The organism is Actinomycetospora atypica (assembly GCF_042653685.1).
GTDB lineage: Bacteria > Actinomycetota > Actinomycetes > Mycobacteriales > Pseudonocardiaceae > Actinomycetospora > Actinomycetospora atypica.
On record NZ_JBHSIV010000006.1, the window covers coordinates 209967 to 235338 of the forward strand.

Consider the following 25372-nt stretch of genomic DNA (forward strand, 5'->3'; position numbering starts at 1 on the left):
GGCGTCCGGTCTCCCGAGATCAACCCCGGCGCGGTCGGGTCCCGGCGGTCAGGTCTCGACGCGGTCGGGGGCGCCCGGGTCGTCGTCGCCGATGGTCGCGGGGAGCCCGCGGTGCAGCTCGGAGACGTCGAGCGCGCGGTGGCCCTCGGTGACGGTGACGGCCGCGACGACGCCGTAGTTGACGACCACGGAGCTCCGGGGCCCGACCTCGTAGCGGTGGACGGCCCCGTCGGTGATCAGCTCACGGAAATGGTCGAGCACCGCGTCGTGCGGCTCCTCGAACTTGAGTGTCAGGGGAATCTGGGCCACATGGACGTACGTCGTCACGGAGTTCCTCTGATCGACGGTTCGACGTTGGGCTGCCCGCGAGGAGAAATGGGCCGATCGGTGCACACTCCCGGTCGCGGCGCGGGCCGATCCTAGGGCGTCAGGTCGCCGAGGACACCGAGGAGCACGGATGGACATCGACGGTCTCGAGGTTCTCGAGGAGAACGAGGAATACGGCTATTCGTGGCGCTGGGACGACCCGCGCGGGCTCCAGGCCGAAATCCTGTGGGACCGCCAGGTCGGTCGTCTGACGCTCGGGACGCGGATGCCTCCCGGCGGCTGGACGCACAACCCGTTGGAGGTCTCGGTGTGGGGCGGCGCGCGCACGATCTACGAGGCGCGCGAGGTCGTCGAGAAATACATCAGCAAGGCGGCGGCGAAACCGCGTTGACGCATTCGCCCGTCAACTACGCCGAACGGAACAGTACAGAACGGCCACCGGGGAGTAGCGACCCCGGCGGTCGGTCCAATCCCGGGTGTGAATGCGTGGCGACCTTGTGTCGGTGCCGACGCGGTTGTCACGCTCCCGCCCGTGCCCGACCGTGATGGTGCCGCCGACCCTCCACCGGACGCCCTCGGACGGGTCATCGCGATGGTCAACGACAAGGGCGGCGTCGGGAAGACCTCGCTCGTCGCGAACCTCGCCGGCCAGCTCGCGGCCGCCGACTACCGCTGCCTGCTCGTCGACCTGAACCGGCAGGCGAACCTCGCCGACGACCTGGGGTTCCGCGACGACGACCGCGACGACCACGGCGCGGGCCTCCTCATGAGCCTCGTCGGGCGGTCCGCCCTCGTCCCCGTGCCCGACGTGCGCCCGGGGCTCGACGTGGTGCCCGGCGGGGCCCGGCTCTCCGACCTGGTGCCGCTCATGGTCGGGCGGCTGCAGGACGAGGGCCGTCCGGCGTTCCTCGCCCTCGCCGCCGCGCTGGCCCCCGTCGCGCCCGACTACGACATCGTCTTCGTCGACTGCCCCCCGGAGTCGACGATCCTCACCGACCTGGCGCTGGCCGCCGCGCGCTGGGTCCTCATGCCGACGCGCTCCGACGTGGCCGGCCTGCTCGGGATGCGACTGGTGAGCGAGCGGTTCACCCTCGCCCGGGAGCTCAACCCGCGCCTCGGACTCCTGGGGGCGGTGCTCTTCGGGACCGGCAGCCGCTCGCGCGCGGTGCACGCCGAGGTCCGGAACGCCGTCGAGCGGGCCTTCGGCGGCCACTCGCCCCTGTTCGACACCGCGATCCGCCACGCCGAGCGCACGGCCCAGGACGCGCGACGACTCGGCAAGCTCGCCCACGAACTCGAGCGGGAGGTCGCGGCCCAACCGGCCTGGTGGGCGGCGCTGCGGGAGGGCGGCACCACCGGCCCCCGCGTCTCGCCCACCGCCGCCGGCGTCGCGGAGGACTACCGCGACCTGGCCGTCGAGCTGCTCACCGCCCTGCGCGAGACCGAGGACGCGACGGAGGCCCCCGGGCCGGACGCCATCCCGGAGCAACGCACTGCCACGGAGGTCGCACCATGACCCTCGACCTGTCCGCCGCCTTCGGCGAGCCCGCCAGCGCGCGTCTGCGGGGGCTGCTCCCGCGGCGTGGACGCGAGACCGACGACGGCCCGGACCCCGCCCCGCCGCCCCCCGGGGACGCCACGTCCCCGCCCGACGACGACGCGCCGCGCATGCACCGGGCGACGACCGCGCGCGGCACCACCCCCGACGGGACCCCGCCGGGCGACAGCCCCTCCCGCACCAGGCCCGCGGCACCCCCGGCCGCACGCGTCGCCACCCCGGCGCGTCCGTCGACCGGCGGATCGAAGGCGCCGACCCGCGGGTCGACCGGAAACCGGAGGTGGGGCATGGCACGCGTGACCTCGCGGGAGCACGTGGACTTCCTCGTGCTGACCGCTCTCGTACCCGGCCCGAACCACGCCCGCGGCATCATCGAGCGGCTGCACGCGGGCAGCGGGGGGACCCTCGAGGCCCCCGAGCGCACGATGTACACCACGCTGCACCGGCTGACCCGCAACCGGCTCCTGCGCCGGGTCGCCCCGGGACCCCGCGGCGGACCGCGCTACGCCCTCACCGAGGCCGGCCGACGCGCCGTCGACGCGCGCGTCCGGCAGTGGCGGACGTTCGCGCGTGCGGTCGACGGCGTGATCGCGCTGAACGACTCCGAATGACGTGGCCGCTCCCGGGGGTCCGATGCGGCCGCCGGGACGGGTCGCCTGCCCGGACGGCCCAGGCGCGCGATTCGAAGCCTCTCAGGGGTTCCCCCGAACGGCCTAATCCTGCTACCTTGACTCGACGCGGAACAGTTCCTCCCGGAGAGGCCCGTACGTCCGGATGCCCCGGGATTTCGCCTTCCGGCCCACGGCTGCCACACGATTCCCGACGGCCGTTCGCGCCGATTAAGAAGCCGAATGCGTGGCCTCGTGGGCCACATGACGTAATGCGCACATTGATCTTTTTGCACCTCGCGCCATCGTCACTCCACAGAGGTAGTGTCCGCCCCGCACTGCGGCGGACTGTGGTCCGCCGCACATGTGGATCATGAGTTTCGTCGGCGGTCCCTACCCCAGGTACGCCGGTCGGACGCACAGCACCGAGCGGCGGTCGAAGGACGGTCGACGGACGGAGGAACGAGACATGAATGCGCCGAAACTGGCCGCTGCGATCGTCGCCGGATACTTCTTGGGACGCACCAAGAAACTGAAGCTCGCCATCGTGGTCGGTGGCGCGCTCGCCGGCAAGAAGATCTCCACCGACCCGGCGGAACTGCTGTCGATGGTCGGCAAGCTCGCCGGTCAGTCGCCCGAGGTGCAGCGCCTGAACGACGCGGTGCGCGGGCGCCTCCTGGAGGCCGGCAAGGACGCCGCGCTGGCCGTCGCCAGCTCGCGCCTGGAGTCGCTCACCGACAGCCTCGTCGACCGGGTCGAGAACCTCGGCAAGCCCGCGGCCGGTGCCGCGGACGCCGCCGGGCAGGCCGCCGGGCAGACCGCCGGCGCGGCGGGCGACGCGGTCGGGGAGACCGCCGGCGCCGTCGGTGACGTGGCGGGTGGCGCGGGCCGTGCCGTCGGTGGGGCCGCCTCGAAGGCGACCGGCCGCAAGCGCCGGGCCCCCGAGCCGGAGCCGGAGCCCGAGGACGAGGTCGCCGAGGACGAGCCGACCGACGACGAGCTCGCGGACGACGAGCTCGCGGACGACGAGGTCGACGAGACCGAGGGCGCCGACGAGGAGGCCCCGGAGACCGAGGAGGCCGACGAGGCACCCGTCGCCGAGGACGACGACGACGCCGACGACGAGGCCCCGGCCCGCCGCCGGCAGGGCGGCGGGTCCACGAAGTCCACGGGCACCCGCTCCTCGGGCCGGTCCTCGGGCACCACCCGGTCCTCGCGCTCGCGCACGGCGGGCCGGACCTCCGGGTCGAACGGGTCGTCCGGTTCGCGGACGACCTCCAACGGGTCCGGTTCGCGGACCGCCGCCGCCAGTGGTGGCGGGCGTCGTGGGGGTGCGCGCTCGGATGACTGAGACCACGGAGAACCAGAACGGCAGCTCGCTGCCGGTCGACCGCCTGAAGGACGCCGCCCGGACGCTGCTCAAGGCCGCGTCGCAGAAGGCGGTCGGTGCCGCGATCGACCAGGTCGACGGGCTCACCAACCGGCTCACCGACGTCGCCGAGAACGGCGGCAAGGGGATCGGCTCCGTCTTCGGCGGAGGCGGCGGTGACGACGACGACGAGGAGGGCGGCGGCGGTGGCGGCATCGGCGGCGCCCTGAAGTCCGGCGCGTCGAAGGTCAAGGACGCCATCGGCAACGTCATCCCCGGGATGAGCGGCAGCGACGACGACGACGAGGACGCGGACGGCGACGGCGACGGCTCGTCCGGCGGCGGCGGGGCCGGTGGGGCCCGCGGCAAGTTCAAGTTCATGAACATCTACGAGACCCAGGACGTCGGCGTGCCGATCCGGGTCGCGTACGACCAGTGGACGCAGTTCGCCGACTTCCCGAGCTTCATGAAGCGGCTCGAGAGCGTGAACCAGGAGTCCGACGAGAAGTCGACCTGGACCGCGAAGGTGTTCTGGTCGCGTCGTTCGTGGAGCACCACGATCCGCGAGCAGGTCCCCGATTCGCACATCCTCTGGGTCGCGTCGGGCGCGAAGGGCTACGCGGACGGATTCGTCTCGTTCCACGAGCTCGCGTCGAACATGACGCGCATCATCCTGATCCTCGAGTACTACCCGCAGGGCTTCTTCGAGAAGACCGGCAACCTCTGGCGCGCGGTCGGGCGCCGGGCCCGTCTCGAGTTCAAGCACTTCTGCCGTCACGTCATGATGGACACCCTCATCAACCGGGACGAGCTCGAGGGCTGGCGCGGCGAGATCCGGGACAGCGAGGTCGTCAAGACCCACGAGGAGGCCATGGAGGAGGAGCAGGCCGCCCTCGAGTCGTCCGAGGAGTCCGAGGAGGACGAGCTCGCCCCGGAGGACGAGGTCGAGGACGACGAGCTCGCCGAGGACGAGTACGACGAGGACGGCGAGCCCCTCGACGCGGACGAGGAGTACGAGGACGAGCCGGTCGACGAGGACGGCGAGCCCCTCGAGGCCGAGGACGAGTACGAGGACGAGCCGGCCGACGAGGTCGACGAGCCCGAGGACGAGGCGGAGCCCGAGGACGAGCCGGTCGACGAGGACGTCCCCGAGGAGGAGCCTGAGCCCCGCCCGCGTCGTGGACGCCGGCGGTCGAAGGCCGCGGTCTAGCTGTGTCGTGCCGCCCCTCCGGGGGTGGCGTCCCCGGTCCGGGTCCGGCATCCTGCCGGGCCCGGACCGTCGTCCGTGCAACGTGAGGAGAGCCGATGACGGTCAGCCAGCGTCAGGGCGGGAGCGGCGTCCAGAAGGAGCCGTCCGGCCAGTTGGCGGAGATTCTCGATCTGATCCTGGACAAGGGTCTGGTGATCGACATCTTCGTGAAGATCTCGCTGGTGGGGATCGAGCTGGTCACGATCGATGCCCGCATCGTCGTCGCCAGCGTCGACACCTACCTGCGCTTCGCCGAGGCGACCAACCGCCTCGATCTGCACGAGAAGGGCGGCAAGGACCTCGGCCAGTTCATGGGTGACATGACGCAGGGCGTTACCCAGGGCGGGGCGAAGGGGAAGACCAAGGGGATGCTGGACGCGGGCAAGGAGAAGTGGGACGAGATCCGCGGCACCGACGACGAGAAGCAGACCTCGCAGAAGAGCCGTCGATGAGCGGGGAGGCGAACATGGACACCACCACCGAGGAACAGCCCGCAGCCACCACCGAGGCGGTGGGCTCCTACGTCTACGGGATCGTCCCGGCCGGCACCCGCCTGCCCGAGGACCTCGAGCCCGTCCCCCACGACGGCGAGGAGGGTCTCGGCCTCGTCACGTCGGGCCGGGTCGCCGCGGTCGTCAGTGACGTCGCGACCGACCGCCCGCTCGGGACGCGCAAGGACCTCACCGCCCACGAGCGGGTCCTCAACGCCCTCGCCCAGAACTCGGCGGTGCTCCCGATGCGCTTCGGGGCCGTCGTGGCCGACGACGACGCCGTGGCCGACGAGCTCCTCGCGCCCCACGAGGACTACTTCGTGCGCGCGCTCGAGCAGATGACGGGCCTGACCCAGTTCAACCTGCGCGGCGACTACGTGCAGGAGGCCGTCCTCGCGCGCATCGTGCAGGAGGACCCGGAGATCGACCGGCTCCGCCGGCAGATTGCCGGGGTCGACGAGGACGCCGCCTACTACGACCGCATCAAGCTCGGCGAGGCCATCTCGCACGCGTTCGACAGCCTGCGCCAGCAGGACGCCGACGCCACCCTCGACGCGCTCGAGCGGTTCGCCGTCTCCACCGTGGTCAAGGAGGCGGGTGGCGAGAACGGCGCCGTGCACGTGGCGTTCCTCGTGCGCGAGGACCACCGGACCGACTTCGAGCGGGCCGTCGACGACCTCGGCGACGCCTGGGAGGGCCGGGTCACCCTGCGGCTCGTCGGCCCCACGGCCGCGTTCGACTTCCTGCCCGAGTACGAGGCGCCCGACGGGGGTGACGGCTGAACTCATGGGGTTCTTCACCGAGCTGCTCCTGCTCCCCCTCGCCCCGGTCCGCGGTGTCGTCTGGATCGCGGAACAGGTGGAGGGGGAGGTCGACCGCCGCCTCAACGACCCGGCCGTGATCCGGGCCGAGATCGACGCCCTCGACACGGCCTTCGAGAACGGCGAGATCACCGAGGACGAGCGGGACGAGCAGCAGGAGGTCCTGCTGTCCCGACTCATCGGAGGAGGACAGGGATGAGCGCCTCCACGGAGAGCGAGGAGACCGACGAGCGCGACCGGCCCCGACGCCGACGCGCCTCCTCGGGTGAGTCCGCACGTCCCCGACGCGCCCGCCGGGCCGCCGCGACGGACGAGGCGGAGACGCCGCAGGACGGGCCCGACGACGCCTCCCCCGCCGACGACTCGACTGCCGACGCCTCCCCCGCCGACGACCGGGAACGCCCGCGGCAACGCCGCACGGCCTCGTCGAACGGCAACGGGTCGGCGACACCGCGCCGCCGTCGGGCCGCGTCCTCGGACGGCGAGGACACGACCGACCAGGAACGCCCCCGCCGCCGACGCACCGCGACCTCCGACGGCGAGGACACCACCGACCAGGAACGCCCCCGCCGCCGACGCACCGCGACCTCCGACGGCGAGGACACCACCGACCAGGAACGCCCCCGCCGCCGACGCACCGCGACCTCCGACGGGGAAGACACCACCGACCAGGAACGCCCCCGCCGCCGACGCACCGCGACCTCCGACGGGGAAGACACCACCGACCAGGAACGCCCCCGCCGGCGACGTCGCCCCGTCGACGAGACGGCCGAGGCCCCGGACGAGGACGAACGCCCGGTCGACGACGAGCCCGAGGACGTTGACGACGACCTCGAGGACGAGCCCGAGGACGACGTCGTCGAGCAGGAGGACGACGTCGTCGAGCAGGAGGACGTCGACGACGGCGAGCCCGAGGACGTCGACGACGGCGAGCCCGAGGACGAGGAGCCGGAACCCGAGCCCGAGCCGGAACCCGAGCCGACGCCGAAGCGCATCCCCGCCCGCAAGGTGGCCCGCTGGGCGGCCGAGCAGGTCATGGAGATGACCGGCAAGGAGACCGAGAGCGTGACCTCGGTGCGCCGGGAGGACGAGGGCTGGACGGTCGGCCTCGAGGTGGTCGAGGCGCGCCGCGTGCCGTCGTCGACCGACATGCTGGCGGTCTACGAGGCGGAGATGGACACCGAGGGTGAGCTGGTCAGCTACCGCCGGGTCAAGCGCTACGTCCGTGGACGCAGTGACGACGAATGACGCGGCCACAGGGCCGGGCAGGCGGTACGTCCGATGAGTGATCCCGTGGGCTACAACGGCCGGATGCCGTCGGCCCGCCAGCAGCAGCAGCCGGCCCCGAGCAGCAACGGCGGGGGCGGCACCAACCTGGCCGACATCCTCGAGCGCGTCCTCGACAAGGGCATCGTCATCGCGGGCGACGTCCAGATCAACCTCCTCGACATCGAGCTGCTGACCATCAAGCTGCGACTCGTCGTCGCGTCGGTGGACAAGGCCAAGGAGATGGGGATCGACTGGTGGGAGCGCGATCCCACCCTGTCCTCCGGCCACTCCGAGCTGGAGAAGGAGAACCGGCGCCTCCGCGAGCGGCTCGAGGCGCTGGAGGGTCGGCCCGCCGCCCAGCTCGACGACGCCGAGCCCGAGGTCGAGGACGTCGAGGAGCCGGCGGCGGAGCCCGACGAGGCCGACATCGACGACGCCGACATCGTCGAGGACGAGCCGGAACCCGAACCCGAGCCGGCTCCGCGCCGCCGCCGGTCGACCCGGCGGGACACCGGCGGGGGGTCCGCGTGAGCGACTCGCTCAGCTACGTCTACGCCGTCACGCGCGGCGCCGACCCGGCGCAGCTCGACGGCCTCGTCGGGATCGACGGGGGCCCGGTGCGGCTGGTCGCCTCCGGCGACCTGCAGGCCGTCACGTCCGACGTCGACCGGGCGGACTTCGAGACGCGCGCCCTCGAGGAGCACCTGGAGGACCTCGTCTGGCTGGAGGCGACGGTGCGGGCCCACCACCACGTCGTCGACACCGTCGGGCACGTCCACGTCGTGGCACCGCTGGCCCTGGCCACGGTGTATTTCGACGACGACCGGGTCCGGGAGGTCCTGGAGGCGGGTCGTCCCGCGTTCGAGCGCGTCCTCGATCGCCTGGCCGGCCGCGGCGAGTGGGGCGTGAAGGCCTTCGCGGCGCCGGCCCGCCGCGCGCAACGGGAGGAGCGGCCCCGCTCGGGCGCGGAGTACCTGCGGGCGCGTCGCCGGGCGCTGCGCGAGGGGAACGACACGCAGGAGGCGGCGATCCACGCGGCGGAGCGCTTCCACGAGGCGGCCGAGGCGCTGGCCTCCGACTCGCGGCGGCACCGCCTGCAGGACGCGTCGCTGTCGGGCGCGAGCGACCCGATGGTCCTCAACGGCGCCTACCTCGTCGCCGAGGCCGACGCGGCGGCGTTCCGCGAGCTCGTGGAGTCGTGGGCGGGCCGCGACGACGTCCGACTGGAGCTCACCGGGCCCTGGGTGCCGTACTCGTTCGTCCGCTGGGGGGAGTCGGCATGACGCCCCGGGAGGACGAGTTCCGACCGGCGTCGCTGTTCGGGGACCAGGAGGTCGCCCTCGTCGACCTCCTCGACCGGCTGCTCGCCGGGGGCGTCGTCCTCGTCGGCGACCTGACGATCTCGCTCGCGGGCGTCGACCTCGTCCGGGTGTCGCTGCGGGCCCTCATCACCTCGATCGCCCCCGTCGAGTCGACGGCGGGCCCGCTGCGGGACGTCACGGCCGTGGTCGACCGGCCCGCCCTGGAGGCGGGGGATGGCTGAGCCGGACGAGCCGCGCTCGGCGGGACCGTCGCGGCGCGTGGAGATCGACAAGGACGCGGTGCGCCGCGACCTCATGAAGCTCGTCCTCACGATCGTCGAGTTGCTCCGCCAGCTCATGGAGCGCCAGGCCATCCGCCGCGTCGACCAGGGCGACCTCACCGAGGACCAGGAGGAGGACCTCGGGAACGCGCTCATGCACCTGCAGGACGCCATGGACGAGCTGACCGAGCAGTTCGACCTCACGCCCGAGGACCTCAACCTCGACCTCGGGCCGCTCGGCCCGCTCCTGCCCCGGGACCGCTGAACGCCCCCGGGGCGGCTGACCGCCCCGGGGGGACGCCGACCGCCGTCAGCTCGAGACCGCGCCCGCGATCGCCGCGATCACGAAGCCGAGGGCGACCACGAGCAGCACCACCGGCGCGAGGACGGCGGTGAGGATCAGCAGGAGCCCGACAATGACCTTCGTCTTCGTGCTCATGGCGCCCACGCCCGCCTTGAGGGCCGCCGTCACCGGGTTCTTGCCCTGCAGCTTGGCCATGCCGCCCGCGACGACCGCGCTGCCGAGCACGCCGCCACCGCCCAGCGCGCCACCGAGCGCCCCGCTGAGGAGCTTCGAGGGGTCGGCGGCGAGGCTGCTCAGCGATCCCGCCAGCTCCTCGACCTTGTCGGCCGCGGCTCCCGCCAGGCGATCGAGGGCCGTGGCCGCGAGCGTCTGGAGGCTCTCCGAGAGCGTCGCGCTGTGCACCCGGCCGTCGTCCTCGGGTGCCGGCGGCGTCTGCGCCTTCCGGGGGCCGGACGACGTGGTCGGTCCGGCGGACGTCGACGGCTTGGACGGCCGGGACGGCTTCGTGCGTCGTGTCGGGGCCTCGGCGGTGGCCGTGCTCACGACGAGAGTCCGCGGGCGAGCGAGATCCCGTCGCGCATCCCCTCGGCGTAGGACCGCGTCTCCCGCTCCTTGGCGGTCGGTTCCTTCTCCGGCTCGGTCTCGACGATCGTCGTCAGCATTTCCTCGACCTCGGCCACGCGACCGGCATCGACCAATTGCTGCAGTCCCTCGAGGACCTCGTCGGTCCGGTCGCCGGATTTCTTGGCCACGTCGTGTCCTCTCGCGTCGCGCGGTCGTCGGCCTCGACGCCGTGCGCGCGAGACTACGGCCCGCACCCGCCCCGGGATACCGCTACTCACGATTCCCGCGACGGTTGGACCGATTGCGAACAACTGACGATGAATTGTCGTCGCCCGTTCGCGAACGACTCCCCCGTGCGGTCGAAGCACTCCCCGCTCAGGGGTGCAGCGGGGCGTAGTGCCCCGAGTACAGGGCGGCCTGCAGCTCGCTGCGCCCGGAGACGCCGAACTTCCCGAGCACCGCCTTGACGTGGTCCTGCACCGTCCACTCCGACAGGCGCAGGGCCCGGGCGATCTGCTTGTTCGACCGCCCCCGGGCGAGCTCGGCGAGCACCTCCTGCTCGCGGCCGGACAGGCCGCGCGCCCGCGCCACGACGTCGGCGAAGCGGGACGGCCGGATCGGGTCGACGACCACGGCGACGTGACCGGCGCCGAGATCGGTCGCGGCGAAGGTCAGCCACCGCCCGGCCACCGTCGGGGCGCTCAGGCTCGGCGGTCTCGGGGCGCGCGACCGACGGGCGGCGACCAGCGCGGTGACCGCGGCCGGCAGGTCCTCGGCGCCCAGCAGCTCGCGGGCCTCCGCGCTCACCTCGAGCACGCGCCCGTCGCGGTCGCAGAGCACGAGGCCCGAGCCCTCGACGTCGACCGCGGCGGTCACGGCGTCCGTCGGGGCACCCGCCGCCCGGGCGCTCGTCATCGCCGCCCGCAGGGCCAGCGCCACCGGACGGCCGGCCGCCACCGCCGTCGCGACCTCCCGGTCGTCGAAGACACTGCCGGCCCGGAGGAGGTCGACCACGCCCCAGGCGGTGCGGCCGTCGTGGAGCACGAGACGCAGGTGGTCGGTGAAGCCGCGGGGGGCGAGGACCTCCCGGTGCCGCGCGCTGCGGGCGGGGTCGCCGGCGGTGGCGCGGTGCACGGTGCCGACCAGGGGTCCCGCCGCGAGGTCGGCGTAGCAGAGGACGTCGGGATCGGGCGCGTACTCGTGGGCGAGGACGTCGGCCTCCAGGGCCCGGTCGCGGGAGGCGCCGTAGAGGCGGCAGGACGTCGTCATCACGGTGGCCGGGTCGACCGTCGCCCAGACCGCGAGGTCGTGCCCGACCTCGGCCGCGAGGGCGGCCGCCGCCCGGTCGCGGACGGCGACGTGCCCGCCCTCGGGATCGAGATCGATCACGGTGAGTACCCCCCTGGGACTGGGGATGGGGTCGAGACCCTCCGCCTTACTACCTTCGAGAGGTCGATGACACACCATCTCTCACCGGGAGTACATGATGATGACCCAGAACCTCGACAGCTTCCCCCTGATGGGCGCCCAGGCGGTCGTCCTCGCCACCGCGGACGACACCCGTGAGGCCTGGGAGCAGTTCGAGCTCCGCCTCGGGCCCGGAGCGCGATCACCCCGGCACACGCTCACCGCGGACAAGCTCTTCCACGTCGTCGCGGGGACGGTCACGATCGTCGCCGGGGAGTCGGAGGAGTCCGTGTCGGACGGCCCCGTGTTCGTCCCGGCGGGCACCCCGCACTGCTACCGCAACGACTCGGGTGTCCCCGCCCGGATGGTCGTCACGGTGACCGGGCGCGGCCAGATCGAGTTCCTGCGCGGCATGAGCCGCCTGACCGCGGACGGCCCGCCCGACCCCGCGGCCCTGGCCGCGCACACCGAGGCGCACGGGGTGGCGATCCTCCCCGCCTGAGCGCGCGCGGGCGGCAGTACCGGAAAGGGTCGTCACTCGTTCGACGACACGTGCCGTCCGCCCGCCGCGTGCTCCTCCTCGTCGTCCTGCTCCTCGGCCTGGGGGTGACGACGGGGGCGGGCGTGGGGTCCGCGAACCCCGCGCCCGCCGACCGGGGGCCCGCCCTGAGCGTCCCCGCCGCCACGCTGGCGCGCAGCCTCGACTGCCACGGCGACCTCGCGGCCCGCACGCCGGTGCTGCTCATCCCCGGCACCACCCTGACCCCCGCCGAGTTCCGCTGGAACTACGTCCGGGCGTTCACCGCCACGGGCCGGCCGTTCTGCTCGGTGACGCTGCCGCAGAACGCGCTCGGCGACATCCAGGTCGCCGCGGAGTACGTCGTGTCGGCGATCCGGACGATGTCCGACCGCGCGGGCGGCCGCCGGATCGACCTCCTGGGCCACAGCCAGGGCGGGATGATCGCCCGCTGGGCGTTCAAGTTCTTCCCCGACACCCGCAGCAAGGTCGACGACTACGTCGCCCTCGCCCCGTCCAACCGCGGCACGGTCGACGCCGACCTCGTCTGCGCCCCCGGCGTCTGCCCGCCCTCGATCTGGCAGCAGCGTCAGGGCAGCCGCTTCCTCACCGCGCTCAACGCCGGCGGCGAGACCTTCCCCGAGGTCGACTACACGGTCGCCTTCACGATCTACGACGAGATCGTGGTGCCGAACCTCGACACCCCGCGCGGCATCCCGGTGGACGCCACGCCCCCGGCGAACTCCCCGCTGCGCGGCGGCGGCGCGAACGTCAGCAACACCTCGCTGCAGGCGGTCTGCGGTCCCACCCATCTCGCCGACCACTTCCTCGTCGGCACCGCGGACGCCGTCTCCTACGCGCTCGCCGTCGACGCCTTCGACCACCCGGGGCCCGCGAACCCCGCCCGGATCGACCGCCGCGTGTGCCTGCAGCCCTTCCAGCCCGGCGTGAACCCGTTGACGTTCCCCACCGACTTCGCGGGTCTCGTGGCCTCCGCCGGGACCGCGCTGGCCACCGGTCCCTTCGTCCCCGCGGAGCCGGCCCTCGCCCCCTACGCCCGCTCCGCCGCCCCCGCGCAGCGCTGAGCCCCGGTGGCGTGGCCCCGCCACGCCACCGGGGAGGGCGTCAGGCCGTCGGGCTGGCCTGCAGCCCGAGGAGCTCCACCGAGGTCTCGCGCATCTCGACCTTGCGGACCTTGCCGGTGACGGTCATCGGGAACTCCTCGACCACGTGGACGTAGCGCGGGATCTTGTAGTGCGCGAGCTTGCCGGTGGCGAACTCCCGCACGGCCTCCGCCGTCAGCTCGGTGACCCCGTCGCGCAGCCGCACCCACGCCATGAGCTCCTCGCCGTAGCGCTGGTCGGGCACCCCGATGACCTGCGCGTCGAGGATGTCGGGGTGGGTGTAGAGGAACTCCTCGATCTCGCGCGGGTACACGTTCTCCCCGCCGCGGATGACCATGTCCTTGATCCGGCCGGTGATGTTGATGTAGCCCTCGTCGTCCATCACCCCGAGGTCGCCGGTGTGCATCCAGCGGGCCCGGTCGATCACCTCGGCCGTCTTCTCCGGCTGCTCCCAGTACCCGAGCATCACCGAGTAGCCGCGCGTGCACAGCTCGCCCGGCGTCCCGCGCGGCACGGTCAGCCCGGTTTCGGGGTCGACGATCTTCGACTCGAGATGCGGCCCGACCCGGCCGACCGTGGACACGCGGCGGTCGAGCGAGTCGTCCTTGCGGGTCTGGGTGGAGACCGGCGACGTCTCGGTCATGCCGTAGCAGATCGTCACCTCGGTCATCCCGAAGCGGTCGACGACCTGCTTCATCACCTCCACCGGGCACGGCGAGCCGGCCATGATCCCGGTGCGCAGGCTGGAGACGTCGTAGTCGGCGACGTCGGGCAGGGCCAGCTCGGCGATGAACATCGTCGGGACGCCGTAGAGCGACGTGCACCGCTCCGCCGCCACCGCCTCCAGCGTCAGCGCCGGGTCGAATCCCGGCGCCGGGATGACCATCGTCGCGCCGGAGCTGGTGCACGCGAGGTTGCCCATCACCATGCCGAAGCAGTGGTAGAAGGGCACCGGGATGCACACCCGGTCGACCTCGGTGTAGCCGCAGAGGCGGCCCACGAAGTAGCCGTTGTTGAGGATGTTGTGGTGCGAGAGCGTCGCGCCCTTGGGGAACCCGGTGGTGCCCGAGGTGTACTGGATGTTGATCGGGTCGTCCGCCGAGAGCTCCGCCTGCCGCGCCCGGACCCGGGAGAGGTCGCCCTCGCGGACGAACAGCGACGTCCACGCGTCGGTGTCGGTGATGACCACCGTCTCCAGCGAGGCGGTGTTCGGCCGGACGGTCTCGATCATCTCGGCGTACTGCGAGGTCTTGAACGACCGCGTGGCCACCAGCATCCGCACGCCCGACTGGTTGAGCACGAACTCGAGCTCGTGGGTGCGGTAGGCCGGGTTGATGTTGACCAGGATCGCGCCGACCTTCGCGGTCGCGTACTGCAGCAGCGTCCACTGCGCGCAGTTCGGGGCCCAGATGCCGACCCGGTCGCCGGCGGCGATCCCGAGGTCGAGCAGCCCCAGCGCCAGCGCGTCGACCTCGGCGACGAACTCGGCCCAGGTGTAGCGCAGCCCCTGGGCGCGGTCGACCAGCGCCTCGCCGTCGGGGAACCGGGCGGCGGTGCGGTCGAGGTTGTCGCCGATGGTGTCCCCGAGCAGCGGCTCGTCGGAGGTGCCGGACGAGTAGGACGGCACGGTCGGGACTGCGGGCGCGCTCACCGGGGAGACCTCCTGGACGGGGTGATCGTGGTCCGCCTCACTATGCCTCCGAGGACCGACACCGTGGAACCCTGACGGGCGAACCCTCGCGCGCCCCTGCCCGGACGGCTGGGACGATCGGGTGCGTGACCGCCACGCAGCCGCAGACCACCGCGAGCGCCGACGGCGCCTCCCTCGCCGGCGCCGAGATCGACGCCGCGGTCGCGCACCTCGTCGACGCCCTCGCCGCGGTCGACGACGACGGGTGGTACTCGACGATCGAGGTCGTGCGGCCCTGGTCGGAGGTCAACCCGCGCCTCACCGGCGAGTTCTCCCGCACCGGCGCGATCCGCCGCTACCTGTGCCGCGAGCTCGCGGCGCTGCTGCGGGCGGGCGCCCGGGTGACCGTGCGCCCGTCGCGCCCGGCCCTGGCCTTCCACGACCCGGCCTTCTTCGACGCGCTCGACGAGGACCGGGTGGACGCCCGCTCGAAGAAGCTCTTCCTCTTCGGCCCGGAGCGGATGGGGCTCTCGGTCGACCGGCTGGGCCACTACACCGGCACGCCCGCCGAGGCCTTCCAGCGCCACGTGCTGTTCACCAACTACGCGATGCACGTCGAGGCGTTCCTCGAGCGCTACCCCGGCGCGGTCCGGCCCGACCACGACGTCCAGATGCCCGCGTACCACCACGCCACCGACGACGGGGACGGCGTCTCGCTGGTGAACATCGGGGTCGGCCCCGCGAACGCCAAGACCGCCACCGACCACGTCGCGGTCCTGCGGCCCGACACCATGATCATGATCGGGCACTGCGGCGGGCTGCGGAACCACCAGCAGAAGGGCGACTTCGTCCTCGCCACCGGCTACCAGCGCTTCGACCACGTCCTCGACGAGGTGCTGCCCCTCGACGTGCCGGTGGCGCCGAACCACCGCCTCAACTCCTTCCTGCTCGAGGCGCTGGAGGCGACCGGCGCCGAGTACCGGATCGGCACCGTGCACACCACGGACAACCGCAACTGGGAGCTCAACCAGCGGCTCACGCTCGCCGCGATGCAGGCGTCTCGCTCGGTGGCGGTGGACATGGAGTCGGCGACGATCGCGGCCAACGGCTTCCGCTACCGGATCCCGAACGCGACGCTGCTCTGCGTCTCGGACAAGCCGCTGCACGGCTCGCCCAAGCTGTCCGCGGACGCCCAGACCTTCTACGAGAGGTCCAAGCGCCAGCACCTGGGGATCGCGCTCGCCGCGCTCGACCGGGTCCGTCGCGAGCACCCGGGCGGCCTGCCGGGCCAGGAGATCCGCTCGGTCGACGAGCCGCTGTTCGGCGGGCCGTCGGACACCTAGTTCGCCGGCAGCGGAACCCGACGACAGGCCTCGTCGGGACCCCCTACCGTCGGCGCATGGGTGAGCTCGTCCGTCTCGACCGCCACCGCCGCCCGGACCCGCGTCCGGCGGCCCCGGAGCCGCTGTGGCGGGAGGTCGTCGGGCGGCGGCTGCGCGACCTGCGGCGGGACCGGGACGAGCGCCTCGCCGACACGGCCGCGCGGGCCGGGTGCTCCCCGCAGTACCTCTCCGAGCTCGAGCGCGGCCGCAAGGACCCCTCGAGCGAGATCCTCGCGGCCGTCGCCGGCGCGCTGGGCTCGTCGCTGCGCGAGGTCGTCGGGCTCGCGCACACCGACCTCGCCCGCGGCCGCGGGTCCCACGGCCCGGTCCTGATGGCCGCCTAGCGCTCCTCGATCACCCGGTCGACGATCCCGTAGTCGCGGGCCGCGGCGGCGGTCAGGACGAGGTCGCGGTCGGTGTCGTGGCGCAAGGTCGCGGCGTCCCGACCCGTGTGCCGGGCGAGGATCGTCTCCATCTCGGCGCGCACCCGGACCACCTCGTCGGCGGCGAGGATCAGGTCGGGGATCGCGCCCCGCCCCTGGGCCGCGGGCTGGTGCAGCACCACGCGGGCGTGCGGGAGGGCCGAGCGCCGGCCCGGCGCCCCCGCCGCGAGCAGCACCGCCCCGGCGGCGACGGCCTGCCCGACGCACGTGGTCGCCACCGGTGCGCGGACGTACTGCATGGTGTCGTAGACCGCGAGCATGGCCGCGGTGTCGCCGCCCTCGCAGTTGACGTACATCGAGATCTCCTGGTCGGGGGCGTCCGCCTCGAGGTGGAGCAGCTGGGCGATCAGGGCGTTGGCCACCCCGGAGTCGACGGCGGTGCCGAGGTAGACGATGCGCTCGGCGAGCAGGTGCGAGTAGACGTCGACGATGCGCTCACCGCGGGAGTCGCGGGTGACGACGTTCGGGATCGTGTAGGCGCCCATCACGCGGCCACCATCCCGACGCGCAGGCGCCGCACCGGCATGACCTGGTCGAACGACGAGACGATGCCGTCGACGAAGCCGTACTCGCGGGCCTGGTCGGCGGTGAACCAGCGGTCGTGCAGGGAGTCCTCGAAGACCCGCTCCGGGGCCTGCCCGGTGTCGGAGGCGATCAGCCCGAGGACGGTGTCGCGGGTGTGGCGCAGGTCGTTGGCCTGCACCTCCACCTCGACGGCCGAGCCGCCGATGCCCGACGAGCCCTGGTGCATCAGGATCTTCGCGTGCGGCAGCGCGTACCGCTTGCCCGGCGTGCCCGCGGAGAGCAGGAACTGCCCGGCGCTGCAGGCCAGGCCGAGCGCGAGCGTGGAGACGTCGCACGGGACCAGGCGCATCACGTCGCGGATGGCGAGCATCGCGGGCACCGACCCGCCGGGCGAGTGGATCCACAGGGCGATGTCGGCGGCGTCGTTCTCCGCGGCGAGGCTGAGGAGCTGGGCGGCGAGGGCGGTGCCGTTGTCGTCGTCGAGGGGGCCGTCGAGCAGCAGCACGCGGTGGCGGACGAGGAGCGCCCGGAGCTCGGGCGGGAACGAGGTCGTGTCGGTCATGGGCGCCACGGTCGCGCCCCGGCCCGACGATGCGCCGGTCGTTCTGCTCAGGGCAGCGCGGATCCGCCCTGAGCCTCCCGGCCCGCCGGGTACACCGTGACTTCGGCCGCCTTCACCGCGAAGAACACCTCGTCGCCCGGCTCCACCCCGAGCTCGGCGACGGCGGCCGGGGTGACGTCGGCGGCGAGCCCGTCGATCCACCCCGGCCCGGTCGCGGACGCCGCGGCCCGCAGCCGCACCAGCTCGCCGTGGGGCTCCATCGCCGCGAGCCGCACTGGCAGCGTGGTGCGCGGGGAGCCCTTCGGCGGGTCGCGGAACACCGACACCGAGGCGGGGGCGAACAGCGCGACCGCGGGCTCGCCGTGGGCGACCGGCTCGGGGTGGATGCCGCCGATCAGCATGCCGTCGGCCGTCGTCAGGCCCTCGGGGCAAGAGCGGCCGGGGACGAGGTCGAGCCCGGCGACGCGGGCCGCGAACGCCGAGCGGGGTCGGCGCAGCACCTCGGCGGTGGGCCCGGTCTCGACCACCCGCCCGGCGTCGAGCACGACGAGGCGGTCGGCGAGGACCACGGCGTCGAGGACGTCGTGGGTGACCATCAGCGTGGTCACCCCGGTGGCGCGGACGACGCGGCGCAGCAGCGACCGCACGGCCGGGGTGGCGTCGACGTCGAGCGCGGCGAACGGCTCGTCGAGCAGGAGCAGCTCCGGCTCGCACGCCAGCGCCCGCGCGATCGCGACCCGCTGGGCCTGCCCGCCCGAGAGGGCCGACGGGCGGCGGTCGGCGAGCGCCGTCGCGTCGACCATCGCGAGCCAGCGGTCGGCGGTCCCGCGGGCGGCGCGTCGTCCGGAACCCGCGGCGCGCGGCCCGAACGCGACGTTGTCGCGGGCGCTCAGGTGCGGGAAGAGCAGCGCCTGCTGGCTGAGCAGCCCGACCCGCCGCCGGTGCACGGGCACCCCGGCCAGGGACCGGTCACCGAGGACGACCTCGTCGCGGGTGGGTCGGTACAGCCCGGCGAGGGTGCCCAGCAGCGTCGACTTGCCGGCCCCGTTCGCGCCGAGCACGGCGACCACCTCGCCCGGCTCCACGGTCAGGGCGACCTCGAGGGAGAACCCGCCGCGGGTCACCGCGACGTCGGCGAGGAGCCGGCTCATCCTGCTCTCCCGTCGCTCCGCTCGCCCCTCACCGCAGGTCCCGCGTGCGGCTGACGACGATGACGGCGACGGCCACGACCACCAGCACGAGCGACATCGCGACGGCCCCGTCGAGGTCGTCCTGGGACTGTAGGTAGATCAGCAGCGGGAGGGTGCGCGTGGTGCCCTCCAGGGAGCCGGCGAAGGTGATCGTCGCGCCGAACTCGCCGAGGGCGCGGGCGAAGGCGAGCACCGAGCCCGAGAGCAGCCCGGGCAGCACCACCGGCACCGTCACCCGCCACAGCGTCGTCAGCGGCGAGGCCCCGAGGGTGGCCGCCACCGCCTCGTACCGCTCCCCCGCCGTGCGCAGGGCGCCCTCGAGCGAGACGACGAGGAACGGCAGGGCGACGAAGGTCTGGGCCAGGACCACGGCCGTCGTCGAGAAGGGGACGGTGACGCCGAACTCGCGGTCGAGGAAGCCGCCGACCGGGCCGGTGCGCCCGAGCAGGAACAGCAGCGTCAGGCCCCCGACGACGGGCGGGAGCACCAGCGGCAGCAGCACCACCGACCGGATCAGCGACAGCCCGGGCAGCGATGACCGCGCGAGCACGACGGCCAGCGGGCCGCCGAACAGCAGGCACAGCACCGTCGTGACGACACCCGTCCGCAGCGACAGCCACAGCGCGGCGAGGGCCGACGGCGACGTGACGAGGCCGAGGAAGTCCGCCCAGTCGACCCGCAGGACGAGCCCCGCGACGGGGACCGCGACCAGGAGCCACGCCAGGGCCGCCGGCACCCACAGGAGCCGCGGGACGGAACCCGTCATCGGAGTCACTTCGTGACGAAGCCCGCCTGCTGCAGCGCCGCGGTGCCCTGCGGCCCGCGCACGAACTGGATCCAGGCCTGCGCCAGGTCGGCGTTCGGCGAGCCGGCCACGACCCCGATCGGGTACGACTGCACCGCACCCTGGGCCGAGGCCTCCGGGAAGTCGACGCCGGTCACCCTGCCCTGCGAGGACCGCACGTCGGTGACGTAGACGAGGCCCGCGTCGGCGTTGCCGGTCTGGACGCGGTTGAGCACGCCCTTGACGTCCTGCTCCTCGCTGGCGGGCGTGAGCGTCACCCCCGCGGCCTTCTCGGCCGCCTCGGCGGCCGCGCCGCAGGGGACGGCCGGGGCGCAGACCACCGACACGACGCCGGGCCTCGCGAGGTCGGCGAGCGAGGCGATGGCCTTCGGGTTGTTCGGGGCGACGGCGATCTGCAGCGAGTTGGTCGCGTAGATGACCGGCTCGTCCGCGATCTTCCCGGCCTGCACGGCGGTCTGCATCGTCCTCGAGCTGGCGGTGGCCAGGACGTCGGCGGGGGCTCCCTGCACCACCTGCTGGGCCAGCGAGTCGGAGCCGCCGAAGTTGAACGTCACGGCGGTGCCGGGGTTCGCGGCCTGGAACTCGGGGCCGAGCTGCTGGTAGGCGCCGGTCAGCGACGCGGCCGCCGAGACGGTCAGGGTGCGGGCCGGCGGCTGGGCCTGGCCGCCGGAGTCCGAGGACCCCCCGCAGGCCGTCAGGGCCAGGCCGAGGGCGGCCACGGCGGCCGACAGGGACACCTTGCGCAGCAGGGCGCCGTTCACGCGGTTCCTCCAGGGGTCTCGACGATGATCTGGGTGGCCTTGACGACCGCGACGGCCAGGGAGCCGACCTCGAGCGCGAGCTCCTGCACGGCCTCGGTGCTCATGAGCGACACCACGCGGTGCGGCCCGCACTGGATCTCCACCTGCGACATGACCGTGTCGCTGCGGATGTCGGTGACGAGCCCGACGAAGCGGTTGCGGGCCGAACGCCCGACCCCGGACGGGTCGGGGGTCGCGTGGGCCGAGGCCCGCGCGAACGACGCCAGGTCGGCGCCGGCGATGACCTTGCGGCCGCTCGCGTCGGTGTCGACGGGCAGGGAGCCCCCGTCGGTCCAGCGCCGCACGGTGTCGTCGCTGACGCCGAGCAGGCGGGCGGCCTCGGCGATCCGGAAGTGCGTCACGAGGCCGCAGTGTAGGGGCGCAGGTACGGCGCCGCTCCCCCGGTGGAGGGGCAATTCCGAAGATCGGTCACCGACGGTGGGCGCCCCCACGGCTGCGCGCCCTCGCGGTCCGCCCCCGCCGGTGGGACAGTCGGGTCGTGGATTTCGCGCTCAGTGCCAAGGCCGACGACTACTCGAAGCGGATGCGCGCCTTCCTGGAGGAGTCGATCCTCCCGATCGAGGCCGAGTACGAGGCCTGGCGCGAGCAGCGCCGCGGGACGGACGCGGAGCACGACCTCCCCCCGGTCGTCGAGACCCTCAAGTCCGAGGCCCGCGAGCGCGGGCTCTGGAACCTGTTCCTGCCCTCGGAGTCGGGGCTGAGCAACCTCGAGTACGCCTCGGTCGCCGAGGTGACCGGCTGGTCGCCGGTGATCGCCCCCGAGGCAATCAACTGCCAGGCGCCCGACACCGGCAACATGGAGACGCTGCACCTGTTCGGCACCGACCAGCAGAAGCAGGACTGGCTCGTCCCGCTGCTGGCCGGGGAGATCCGCTCGGCGTTCGCGATGACCGAGCCCGACGTCGCGTCCTCCGACGCCACCAACATCACCACCTCCATCCGCCGCGAGGGCGACGAGTACGTCATCAACGGCAAGAAGTGGTGGGCCTCCGGCGCCGCCGACCCGCGCTGCGCGGTCTTCATCGTGATGGGCAAGACCGACCCCGAGGCCTCGAAGCACCGCCAGCAGTCGATGGTGCTCGTCCCCCGCGACACCCCCGGGGTGAACATCACCCGGGCCCTGCCGGTGTTCGGCTACCAGGACCAGCACGGGCACTGCGAGATCGAGTTCCACGACGTCCGCGTCCCGGCCTCGAACCTCCTCGGCGAGGAGGGCGGCGGCTTCGCCATCTCCCAGGCCCGCCTCGGCCCGGGCCGCATCCACCACTGCATGCGCCTGATCGGCATGGCCGAGCGCGCGCTCGACGCCATGGTGCGCCGGGCCAACGAGCGCGTCGCCTTCGGCAAGCCGCTGGCCGAGCAGGGCGTGGTGCAGCAGCAGATCGCCGAGAGCCGCATCGAGATCGAGCAGGCCCGCCTGCTGGTCCACAAGGCGGCCTACCTCATCGACGAGGTCGGCTCGCGCGGCGCGGCCACCGAGATCGCCGCGATCAAGGTCGTGTGCCCCCGCATGGCCTGCGGCGTGATCGACCGCGCCATCCAGGTGCACGGCGGCGGCGGGGTCTCCGACGACTTCCCGCTCGCCTACGCGTACGCCTGGGCCCGGGCGCTGCGCCTGGCCGACGGTCCCGACGAGGTCCACCTGCGCTCCGTCGCCCGCGTGGAGATCAAGCGCGCCTCCTGACCGGGCGCCCCCGTGCTCAGCGGGGGCGGACGAACAGTCCCACCTGCCACGCGCGACCGACCGCCTCCGCGCGGTCGGTCGCGCCGAGCTTGGGGAAGAGCCGCGCCACGTGCGACTTCACCGTCGCCGCCGAGAGGTAGAGCCGCCGGCCGATGTCGGCGTTGGTCAGGCCGCGGCTCACCCCGACGAGGACCTGGATCTCGCGGGCCGACAGGTCGAGCGCCTGCTGGACGCCCCGGTCGACCCGCATCTCGTCGTCCACCGGCCACAGCGGGTCCCCGCCCACCGCGACGCGGGTGAGGGTGCGGGTCATCGCCCGCGGGGCGTCCCAGCGCAGGTAGCCCGCCGCGCCCGCGGCCAGGGCCTGGGCGACGAGGGCCGGCTCGTCGGACGGGCCCGCCACCAGCACCGGCACCCCGGGGACCGCCGCCAGGACCGTCCCGACGAGCTCCGCCGCTCCCGACCGCGGGAGGCCGAGCACGACGAGGGCCGCGGGGGTCGAGCGCGCCAGGCCGAGCAGGTCCTCGGCGTCCGCGGCGACCACCACCTCGTCGACGTCGCCGTGGGCACGCAGGAGCCGCGTGAGGCGGTGGCCCGCCTGGTCCCGCTCGTCGTGCACGACGCACGTCCGCCCCACGCGGCCACCTCCCCACACGAATCCCGGACGACCGCCAGCCCTATCGGGTGGGACGTGTCGCGGCCGTGCGACTCACGGACGTTCACGACATCGGTGTAATTCACCCGGTCGGCCATCACTCACACGCGTGACGCGCTCACGCGTTGCGGTCGACCACGGAGATCGTTCCACTGGTCGTCGTGCCTGGTGCGAGACGGTCCGCGGTGGTCCTGGTGGCGCTCCTCGCGTTCCTGACGACGCCGGTGGCGGCGTGGGCCGTCCCCTCCGGCGAGGCGTGGGGCGCGGAGCTGGCGGTCGCCGACGGGGACGACGTCGACGTGGTGGCCGCCGACGACGCCGTGCGGCTCGCCGACAGCGCACCGCGCACCACCGCCTCCGGGCCGGCGCCCGCCGAGGGCACGCTGCTCCTCGCGCCGCGCCGCCTCGGCGCCGTGGCCGACCGGGTCGCGGCGGACGTCACCGCCGACCTCCCGGCGGGCTCGGAGGTGCTGGTCGCGGTCCGCGGCCTGCGCGACGACGGGTCGTGGTCCGAGTGGGTCCCCACCGGCACCGAGGGGCCCGCCCAGCTGCCCGTCACGACCCTGCAGATCCAGGTGCGGGTCACCCTCGTCGCGGGGTCCGACGACGCCTCCCCCGCGCTGCGGCGGCTGTGGCTCACCGCGGACGCCACCCCGACCCCGAGGCTCGTGGCCGCCCCCGCGTCGCCGTTCACGGCCCGGGTGTTCGCGACGCGGATCGGACTCGTCGGCAACACCACCGCCAACGGCCACCGCGTCGTCGACGACGACCGCTTCGTCGCCCTCCCCTCCCGCCGCGGCCTCGCCCCCGACGGCGCCGGGGACTACACGGTCCGCGTGTGCGCCGGGAACGGCCGGTGCGCGTGGGCCCCGGTGTGGGACGTCGGGCCGTGGAACACGACGGACGACTACTGGAACGCCGACCGCCAGTCCTTCCGCGACCTCCCCCGGGGCGTGCCGCAGGCCCAGGCCGCGCGGGACGACGGCTACGACGGCGGCCGCGACGAGTTCGGCCGACGGGTGTCCAACCCCGCCGGCATCGACCTCGCCGACGGGACCTACCGCCGCGACCTGCGCCTGACCGACAACTCCTGGGTCGACGTCGCCTACCTCTGGACGGGGAGCGGCCCGGCCGGGACCACCGGGGACGCGACGGTCGTCGTCCGCTCGGCCCCCCGGGCCGACGCCCCCGACGTCGGGGCGGTCGCCCCCCGCGCCCGGGTCCTCGTCGCCTGCTCGACGGGCACGACGACCGCCGCCGACGTGCGCCGCACGGCCCCGGCCGCCGGCGGGTGGCTGCGCCTCGACACCGACCGCTACGTCCCCGCCGACGCCGTGGAGGCCCCCGATGTCCCCGCGTGCTGACCCGCGTCGCCGCGTCCTCGTGGGCGCCACGGGCCTGCTCGTCGCCGGTCTGCTGACGACCGGGGCGGCCGGGACCGCGGACGGCCTGACGGGCATCGTGGCCGGCGGCGAGACCTGGGCCCCCGAGCTGTCCCTCGGGGGCGGGGACGACCGGGACGTGGTGCTCGCCGACGGTGGGGTACGCCCCGCGTCGTCGGCGGAGGGGGTCCTGACGGTGGCCCCGCGGCGCCTGCTCGGCCCGACCGCCGAGATCACCGGCACCGTGACCGCCGACCTCCCGCCCGGCACCGACGTCAGCCTGCAGGTCCGTGCCCTCGACGGGCAGGGCACCTGGGGTCCCTGGGAGAGCGTGCCCGCCCGCGTCGGGGTGACCACCGAGGTCCAGGTGCGGCTCCGGCTGCGTGGCGCCGCCGACGGCTCCGCGGTCCCCACCGCCCGGGGCGCCTGGCTGACCGCCGTCCCCGACCCGGCCCCGACGCGCACGGTGACCGTCGAGCCCGGGACCTACGGCTCCGTGACGGGTGCCGCGCCCGCACCGTCCGGGTCGACGACCACCGGGTCACCGACCGCGAGGCCGCCGCGGACCTCGACGCCGTCCCGGCCGGCCAGCCCGACCCCCACCGTCGTCGGGACGACCCCGCCGAGCCCCTGAGGGCGCGCCACCAGCACGGTCGCGCTCCCGGGCGGGGCGCCCGGCGCGGCCGGACGCAGCGCCGCCGGGGGCACCACGAGCACGCCGTCGCGGCGGGCCAGCACGATCTCGGCCCGCGCGGCGACCCCGATCCGGGCCACGACGGGCAGGGGCGCCGACACGACCACCACGTAGCGGCCGTCGGGCCCCGGGGTCGGCGCGACGTCGACGACCCGCCCGCGCTCCGCCGGCGCGTCCGCCACCGTCACCGTGGCGGTGCGGCCCGGCACGATCGCCGCGACGTCGGCGGGCACCACGGGGACCCGCACGACGAGGGCGTCGAAGACGGCGAGCTCCACGGCCGGCGGGGACCCCGCGCCGACCCGGTCGCCCGGGCGGGCCGCCACCGCGGTGACCGTGCCGTCCTGCGGGGCCCGCAGCACCCCCGCGTCGAGCGCGCCGGTCGCCTCGGCGAGCGCCGCGCGGCTGG

32 protein-coding genes are annotated in these 25372 nt (G+C 74.1%); 20 read left to right on the forward strand and 12 right to left on the reverse strand.

Annotated elements, in window-relative coordinates; translation table 11 throughout:
- Positions 1-48: 48 nt before the first annotated feature.
- Positions 49-327 carry a hypothetical protein gene (locus ACFPBZ_RS08265; RefSeq protein WP_378035537.1) on the reverse strand — a complete coding sequence of 93 codons (279 nt, stop codon included), beginning with the start codon at positions 325-327 and terminating at the stop codon, positions 49-51.
- A gap of 130 nt (positions 328-457) precedes the next feature.
- On the opposite strand from ACFPBZ_RS08265, the gene ACFPBZ_RS08270 reads away from it, so the two are divergent.
- The 13 genes from ACFPBZ_RS08270 to ACFPBZ_RS08330 all read left to right on the forward strand — a co-directional run bounded on the left by ACFPBZ_RS08270 (position 458) and on the right by ACFPBZ_RS08330 (position 9539).
- Positions 458-718, forward strand: a complete 261-nt coding sequence (locus ACFPBZ_RS08270) for a hypothetical protein (protein ID WP_378035538.1) — start codon at positions 458-460, stop codon at positions 716-718.
- Between the two features lie 141 nt (positions 719-859).
- Complete coding sequence (locus ACFPBZ_RS08275) at positions 860-1843, forward strand: ParA family protein (RefSeq protein WP_378035539.1); 984 nt, start codon at positions 860-862, stop codon at positions 1841-1843.
- Positions 1840-2496 (forward strand): PadR family transcriptional regulator, encoded by a 657-nt coding sequence (locus ACFPBZ_RS08280; RefSeq protein WP_378035540.1) that lies wholly within the window; start codon positions 1840-1842, stop codon positions 2494-2496. The genes ACFPBZ_RS08275 and ACFPBZ_RS08280 overlap by 4 nt, the downstream gene beginning before the upstream one ends.
- A gap of 466 nt (positions 2497-2962) precedes the next feature.
- On the forward strand, positions 2963-3844 hold the full coding sequence (locus ACFPBZ_RS08285; protein ID WP_378035541.1) for a hypothetical protein: 882 nt from the start codon (positions 2963-2965) through the stop codon (positions 3842-3844).
- Complete coding sequence (locus tag ACFPBZ_RS08290; RefSeq protein WP_378035542.1) at positions 3837-5072, forward strand: SRPBCC family protein; 1236 nt, start codon at positions 3837-3839, stop codon at positions 5070-5072. Before ACFPBZ_RS08285 ends, ACFPBZ_RS08290 begins: the two co-directional genes overlap by 8 nt.
- Before the next feature lie 95 nt (positions 5073-5167).
- Positions 5168-5563: a gas vesicle protein GvpJ gene (gvpJ, locus tag ACFPBZ_RS08295; RefSeq protein WP_378035543.1), complete on the forward strand. Its 396-nt coding sequence runs from the start codon at positions 5168-5170 to the stop codon at positions 5561-5563.
- On the forward strand, positions 5560-6384 hold the full coding sequence (locus tag ACFPBZ_RS08300) for a GvpL/GvpF family gas vesicle protein (RefSeq protein ID WP_378035544.1): 825 nt from the start codon (positions 5560-5562) through the stop codon (positions 6382-6384). The genes gvpJ and ACFPBZ_RS08300 overlap by 4 nt, the downstream gene beginning before the upstream one ends.
- The gene (locus ACFPBZ_RS08305) at positions 6374-6622 is read left to right on the forward strand and encodes a gas vesicle protein GvpG (protein WP_378035545.1); all 249 of its coding nucleotides are present in this window, start codon (positions 6374-6376) and stop codon (positions 6620-6622) included. Before ACFPBZ_RS08300 ends, ACFPBZ_RS08305 begins: the two co-directional genes overlap by 11 nt.
- Positions 6619-7671, forward strand: a complete 1053-nt coding sequence (gene gvpO, locus ACFPBZ_RS08310; RefSeq protein ID WP_378035546.1) for a gas vesicle protein GvpO — start codon at positions 6619-6621, stop codon at positions 7669-7671. The genes ACFPBZ_RS08305 and gvpO overlap by 4 nt, the downstream gene beginning before the upstream one ends.
- Before the next feature lie 33 nt (positions 7672-7704).
- On the forward strand, positions 7705-8223 hold the full coding sequence (locus ACFPBZ_RS08315) for a gas vesicle protein (RefSeq protein WP_378035547.1): 519 nt from the start codon (positions 7705-7707) through the stop codon (positions 8221-8223).
- A complete protein-coding gene (locus ACFPBZ_RS08320; RefSeq protein ID WP_378035548.1) occupies positions 8220-8975 on the forward strand; it encodes a GvpL/GvpF family gas vesicle protein in 756 nt (251 codons plus the stop codon). Before ACFPBZ_RS08315 ends, ACFPBZ_RS08320 begins: the two co-directional genes overlap by 4 nt.
- Positions 8972-9235 (forward strand): gas vesicle protein, encoded by a 264-nt coding sequence (locus ACFPBZ_RS08325; RefSeq protein ID WP_378035549.1) that lies wholly within the window; start codon positions 8972-8974, stop codon positions 9233-9235. The genes ACFPBZ_RS08320 and ACFPBZ_RS08325 overlap by 4 nt, the downstream gene beginning before the upstream one ends.
- Positions 9228-9539, forward strand: a complete 312-nt coding sequence (locus tag ACFPBZ_RS08330) for a gas vesicle protein K (RefSeq protein WP_378035550.1) — start codon at positions 9228-9230, stop codon at positions 9537-9539. The genes ACFPBZ_RS08325 and ACFPBZ_RS08330 overlap by 8 nt, the downstream gene beginning before the upstream one ends.
- 45 nt (positions 9540-9584) lie before the next feature.
- Here the strand turns inward: ACFPBZ_RS08330 and ACFPBZ_RS08335 are convergent, their stop codons facing one another.
- From ACFPBZ_RS08335 to ACFPBZ_RS08345, 3 genes are all read right to left on the reverse strand, one after another.
- Positions 9585-10121 carry a hypothetical protein gene (locus ACFPBZ_RS08335; RefSeq protein WP_378035551.1) on the reverse strand — a complete coding sequence of 179 codons (537 nt, stop codon included), beginning with the start codon at positions 10119-10121 and terminating at the stop codon, positions 9585-9587.
- Positions 10118-10330, reverse strand: a complete 213-nt coding sequence (locus ACFPBZ_RS08340; RefSeq protein WP_378035552.1) for a hypothetical protein — start codon at positions 10328-10330, stop codon at positions 10118-10120. Before ACFPBZ_RS08340 ends, ACFPBZ_RS08335 begins: the two co-directional genes overlap by 4 nt.
- A 187-nt stretch (positions 10331-10517) precedes the next feature.
- On the reverse strand, positions 10518-11531 hold the full coding sequence (locus ACFPBZ_RS08345) for a helix-turn-helix transcriptional regulator (RefSeq protein WP_378035553.1): 1014 nt from the start codon (positions 11529-11531) through the stop codon (positions 10518-10520).
- 94 nt (positions 11532-11625) lie between these two features.
- On the opposite strand from ACFPBZ_RS08345, the gene ACFPBZ_RS08350 reads away from it, so the two are divergent.
- The gene (locus ACFPBZ_RS08350; RefSeq protein WP_378035554.1) at positions 11626-12051 is read left to right on the forward strand and encodes a cupin domain-containing protein; all 426 of its coding nucleotides are present in this window, start codon (positions 11626-11628) and stop codon (positions 12049-12051) included.
- A 50-nt stretch (positions 12052-12101) separates the two neighbouring features.
- On the forward strand, positions 12102-13151 hold the full coding sequence (locus tag ACFPBZ_RS08355; RefSeq protein ID WP_378035555.1) for an esterase/lipase family protein: 1050 nt from the start codon (positions 12102-12104) through the stop codon (positions 13149-13151).
- A 40-nt stretch (positions 13152-13191) separates the two neighbouring features.
- Here the strand turns inward: ACFPBZ_RS08355 and ACFPBZ_RS08360 are convergent, their stop codons facing one another.
- Entirely contained in the window at positions 13192-14841 is a 1650-nt protein-coding gene (locus ACFPBZ_RS08360; protein ID WP_378035556.1) for an AMP-binding protein, read from the reverse strand.
- 125 nt (positions 14842-14966) lie between these two features.
- Between ACFPBZ_RS08360 and ACFPBZ_RS08365 the strand changes: the two genes are divergently transcribed.
- Complete coding sequence (locus tag ACFPBZ_RS08365) at positions 14967-16163, forward strand: AMP nucleosidase (protein ID WP_378035557.1); 1197 nt, start codon at positions 14967-14969, stop codon at positions 16161-16163.
- A gap of 56 nt (positions 16164-16219) precedes the next feature.
- Positions 16220-16546 carry a helix-turn-helix domain-containing protein gene (locus ACFPBZ_RS08370; RefSeq protein ID WP_378035558.1) on the forward strand — a complete coding sequence of 109 codons (327 nt, stop codon included), beginning with the start codon at positions 16220-16222 and terminating at the stop codon, positions 16544-16546.
- Here the strand turns inward: ACFPBZ_RS08370 and ACFPBZ_RS08375 are convergent.
- From ACFPBZ_RS08375 to ACFPBZ_RS08400, 6 genes are read right to left on the reverse strand one after another with little or no spacing between them, the layout of a single operon-like run.
- A complete protein-coding gene (locus ACFPBZ_RS08375; protein WP_378035559.1) occupies positions 16543-17130 on the reverse strand; it encodes a ClpP family protease in 588 nt (195 codons plus the stop codon). The two genes, ACFPBZ_RS08370 and ACFPBZ_RS08375, sit on opposite strands and share 4 nt — an antisense overlap.
- Positions 17130-17732 carry a ClpP family protease gene (locus tag ACFPBZ_RS08380; protein WP_378035560.1) on the reverse strand — a complete coding sequence of 201 codons (603 nt, stop codon included), beginning with the start codon at positions 17730-17732 and terminating at the stop codon, positions 17130-17132. The genes ACFPBZ_RS08375 and ACFPBZ_RS08380 overlap by 1 nt, the downstream gene beginning before the upstream one ends.
- Positions 17733-17779: 47 nt before the next feature.
- Positions 17780-18883 carry a sulfate/molybdate ABC transporter ATP-binding protein gene (locus tag ACFPBZ_RS08385; protein WP_378035561.1) on the reverse strand — a complete coding sequence of 368 codons (1104 nt, stop codon included), beginning with the start codon at positions 18881-18883 and terminating at the stop codon, positions 17780-17782.
- 28 nt (positions 18884-18911) lie between these two features.
- On the reverse strand, positions 18912-19688 hold the full coding sequence (locus tag ACFPBZ_RS08390) for an ABC transporter permease (RefSeq protein WP_378035562.1): 777 nt from the start codon (positions 19686-19688) through the stop codon (positions 18912-18914).
- A gap of 5 nt (positions 19689-19693) precedes the next feature.
- The gene (modA, locus tag ACFPBZ_RS08395) at positions 19694-20488 is read right to left on the reverse strand and encodes a molybdate ABC transporter substrate-binding protein (protein ID WP_378035563.1); all 795 of its coding nucleotides are present in this window, start codon (positions 20486-20488) and stop codon (positions 19694-19696) included.
- Entirely contained in the window at positions 20485-20889 is a 405-nt protein-coding gene (locus ACFPBZ_RS08400; RefSeq protein ID WP_378035564.1) for a TOBE domain-containing protein, read from the reverse strand. Before ACFPBZ_RS08400 ends, modA begins: the two co-directional genes overlap by 4 nt.
- Before the next feature lie 137 nt (positions 20890-21026).
- On the opposite strand from ACFPBZ_RS08400, the gene ACFPBZ_RS08405 reads away from it, so the two are divergent.
- The gene (locus tag ACFPBZ_RS08405; RefSeq protein WP_378035565.1) at positions 21027-22232 is read left to right on the forward strand and encodes an acyl-CoA dehydrogenase family protein; all 1206 of its coding nucleotides are present in this window, start codon (positions 21027-21029) and stop codon (positions 22230-22232) included.
- A gap of 16 nt (positions 22233-22248) precedes the next feature.
- Here ACFPBZ_RS08405 and ACFPBZ_RS08410 read toward each other — a convergent pair whose 3' ends face one another.
- Positions 22249-22869, reverse strand: coding sequence for a helix-turn-helix transcriptional regulator (locus ACFPBZ_RS08410; RefSeq protein WP_378035566.1), 621 nt, complete (start codon positions 22867-22869; stop codon positions 22249-22251).
- A 179-nt stretch (positions 22870-23048) separates the two neighbouring features.
- On the opposite strand from ACFPBZ_RS08410, the gene ACFPBZ_RS08415 reads away from it, so the two are divergent.
- Complete coding sequence (locus ACFPBZ_RS08415; RefSeq protein WP_378035567.1) at positions 23049-24251, forward strand: hypothetical protein; 1203 nt, start codon at positions 23049-23051, stop codon at positions 24249-24251.
- Positions 24235-24903: a hypothetical protein gene (locus tag ACFPBZ_RS29615; RefSeq protein ID WP_465251510.1), complete on the forward strand. Its 669-nt coding sequence runs from the start codon at positions 24235-24237 to the stop codon at positions 24901-24903. The genes ACFPBZ_RS08415 and ACFPBZ_RS29615 overlap by 17 nt, the downstream gene beginning before the upstream one ends.
- Positions 24904-25372 lie beyond the last annotated feature (469 nt).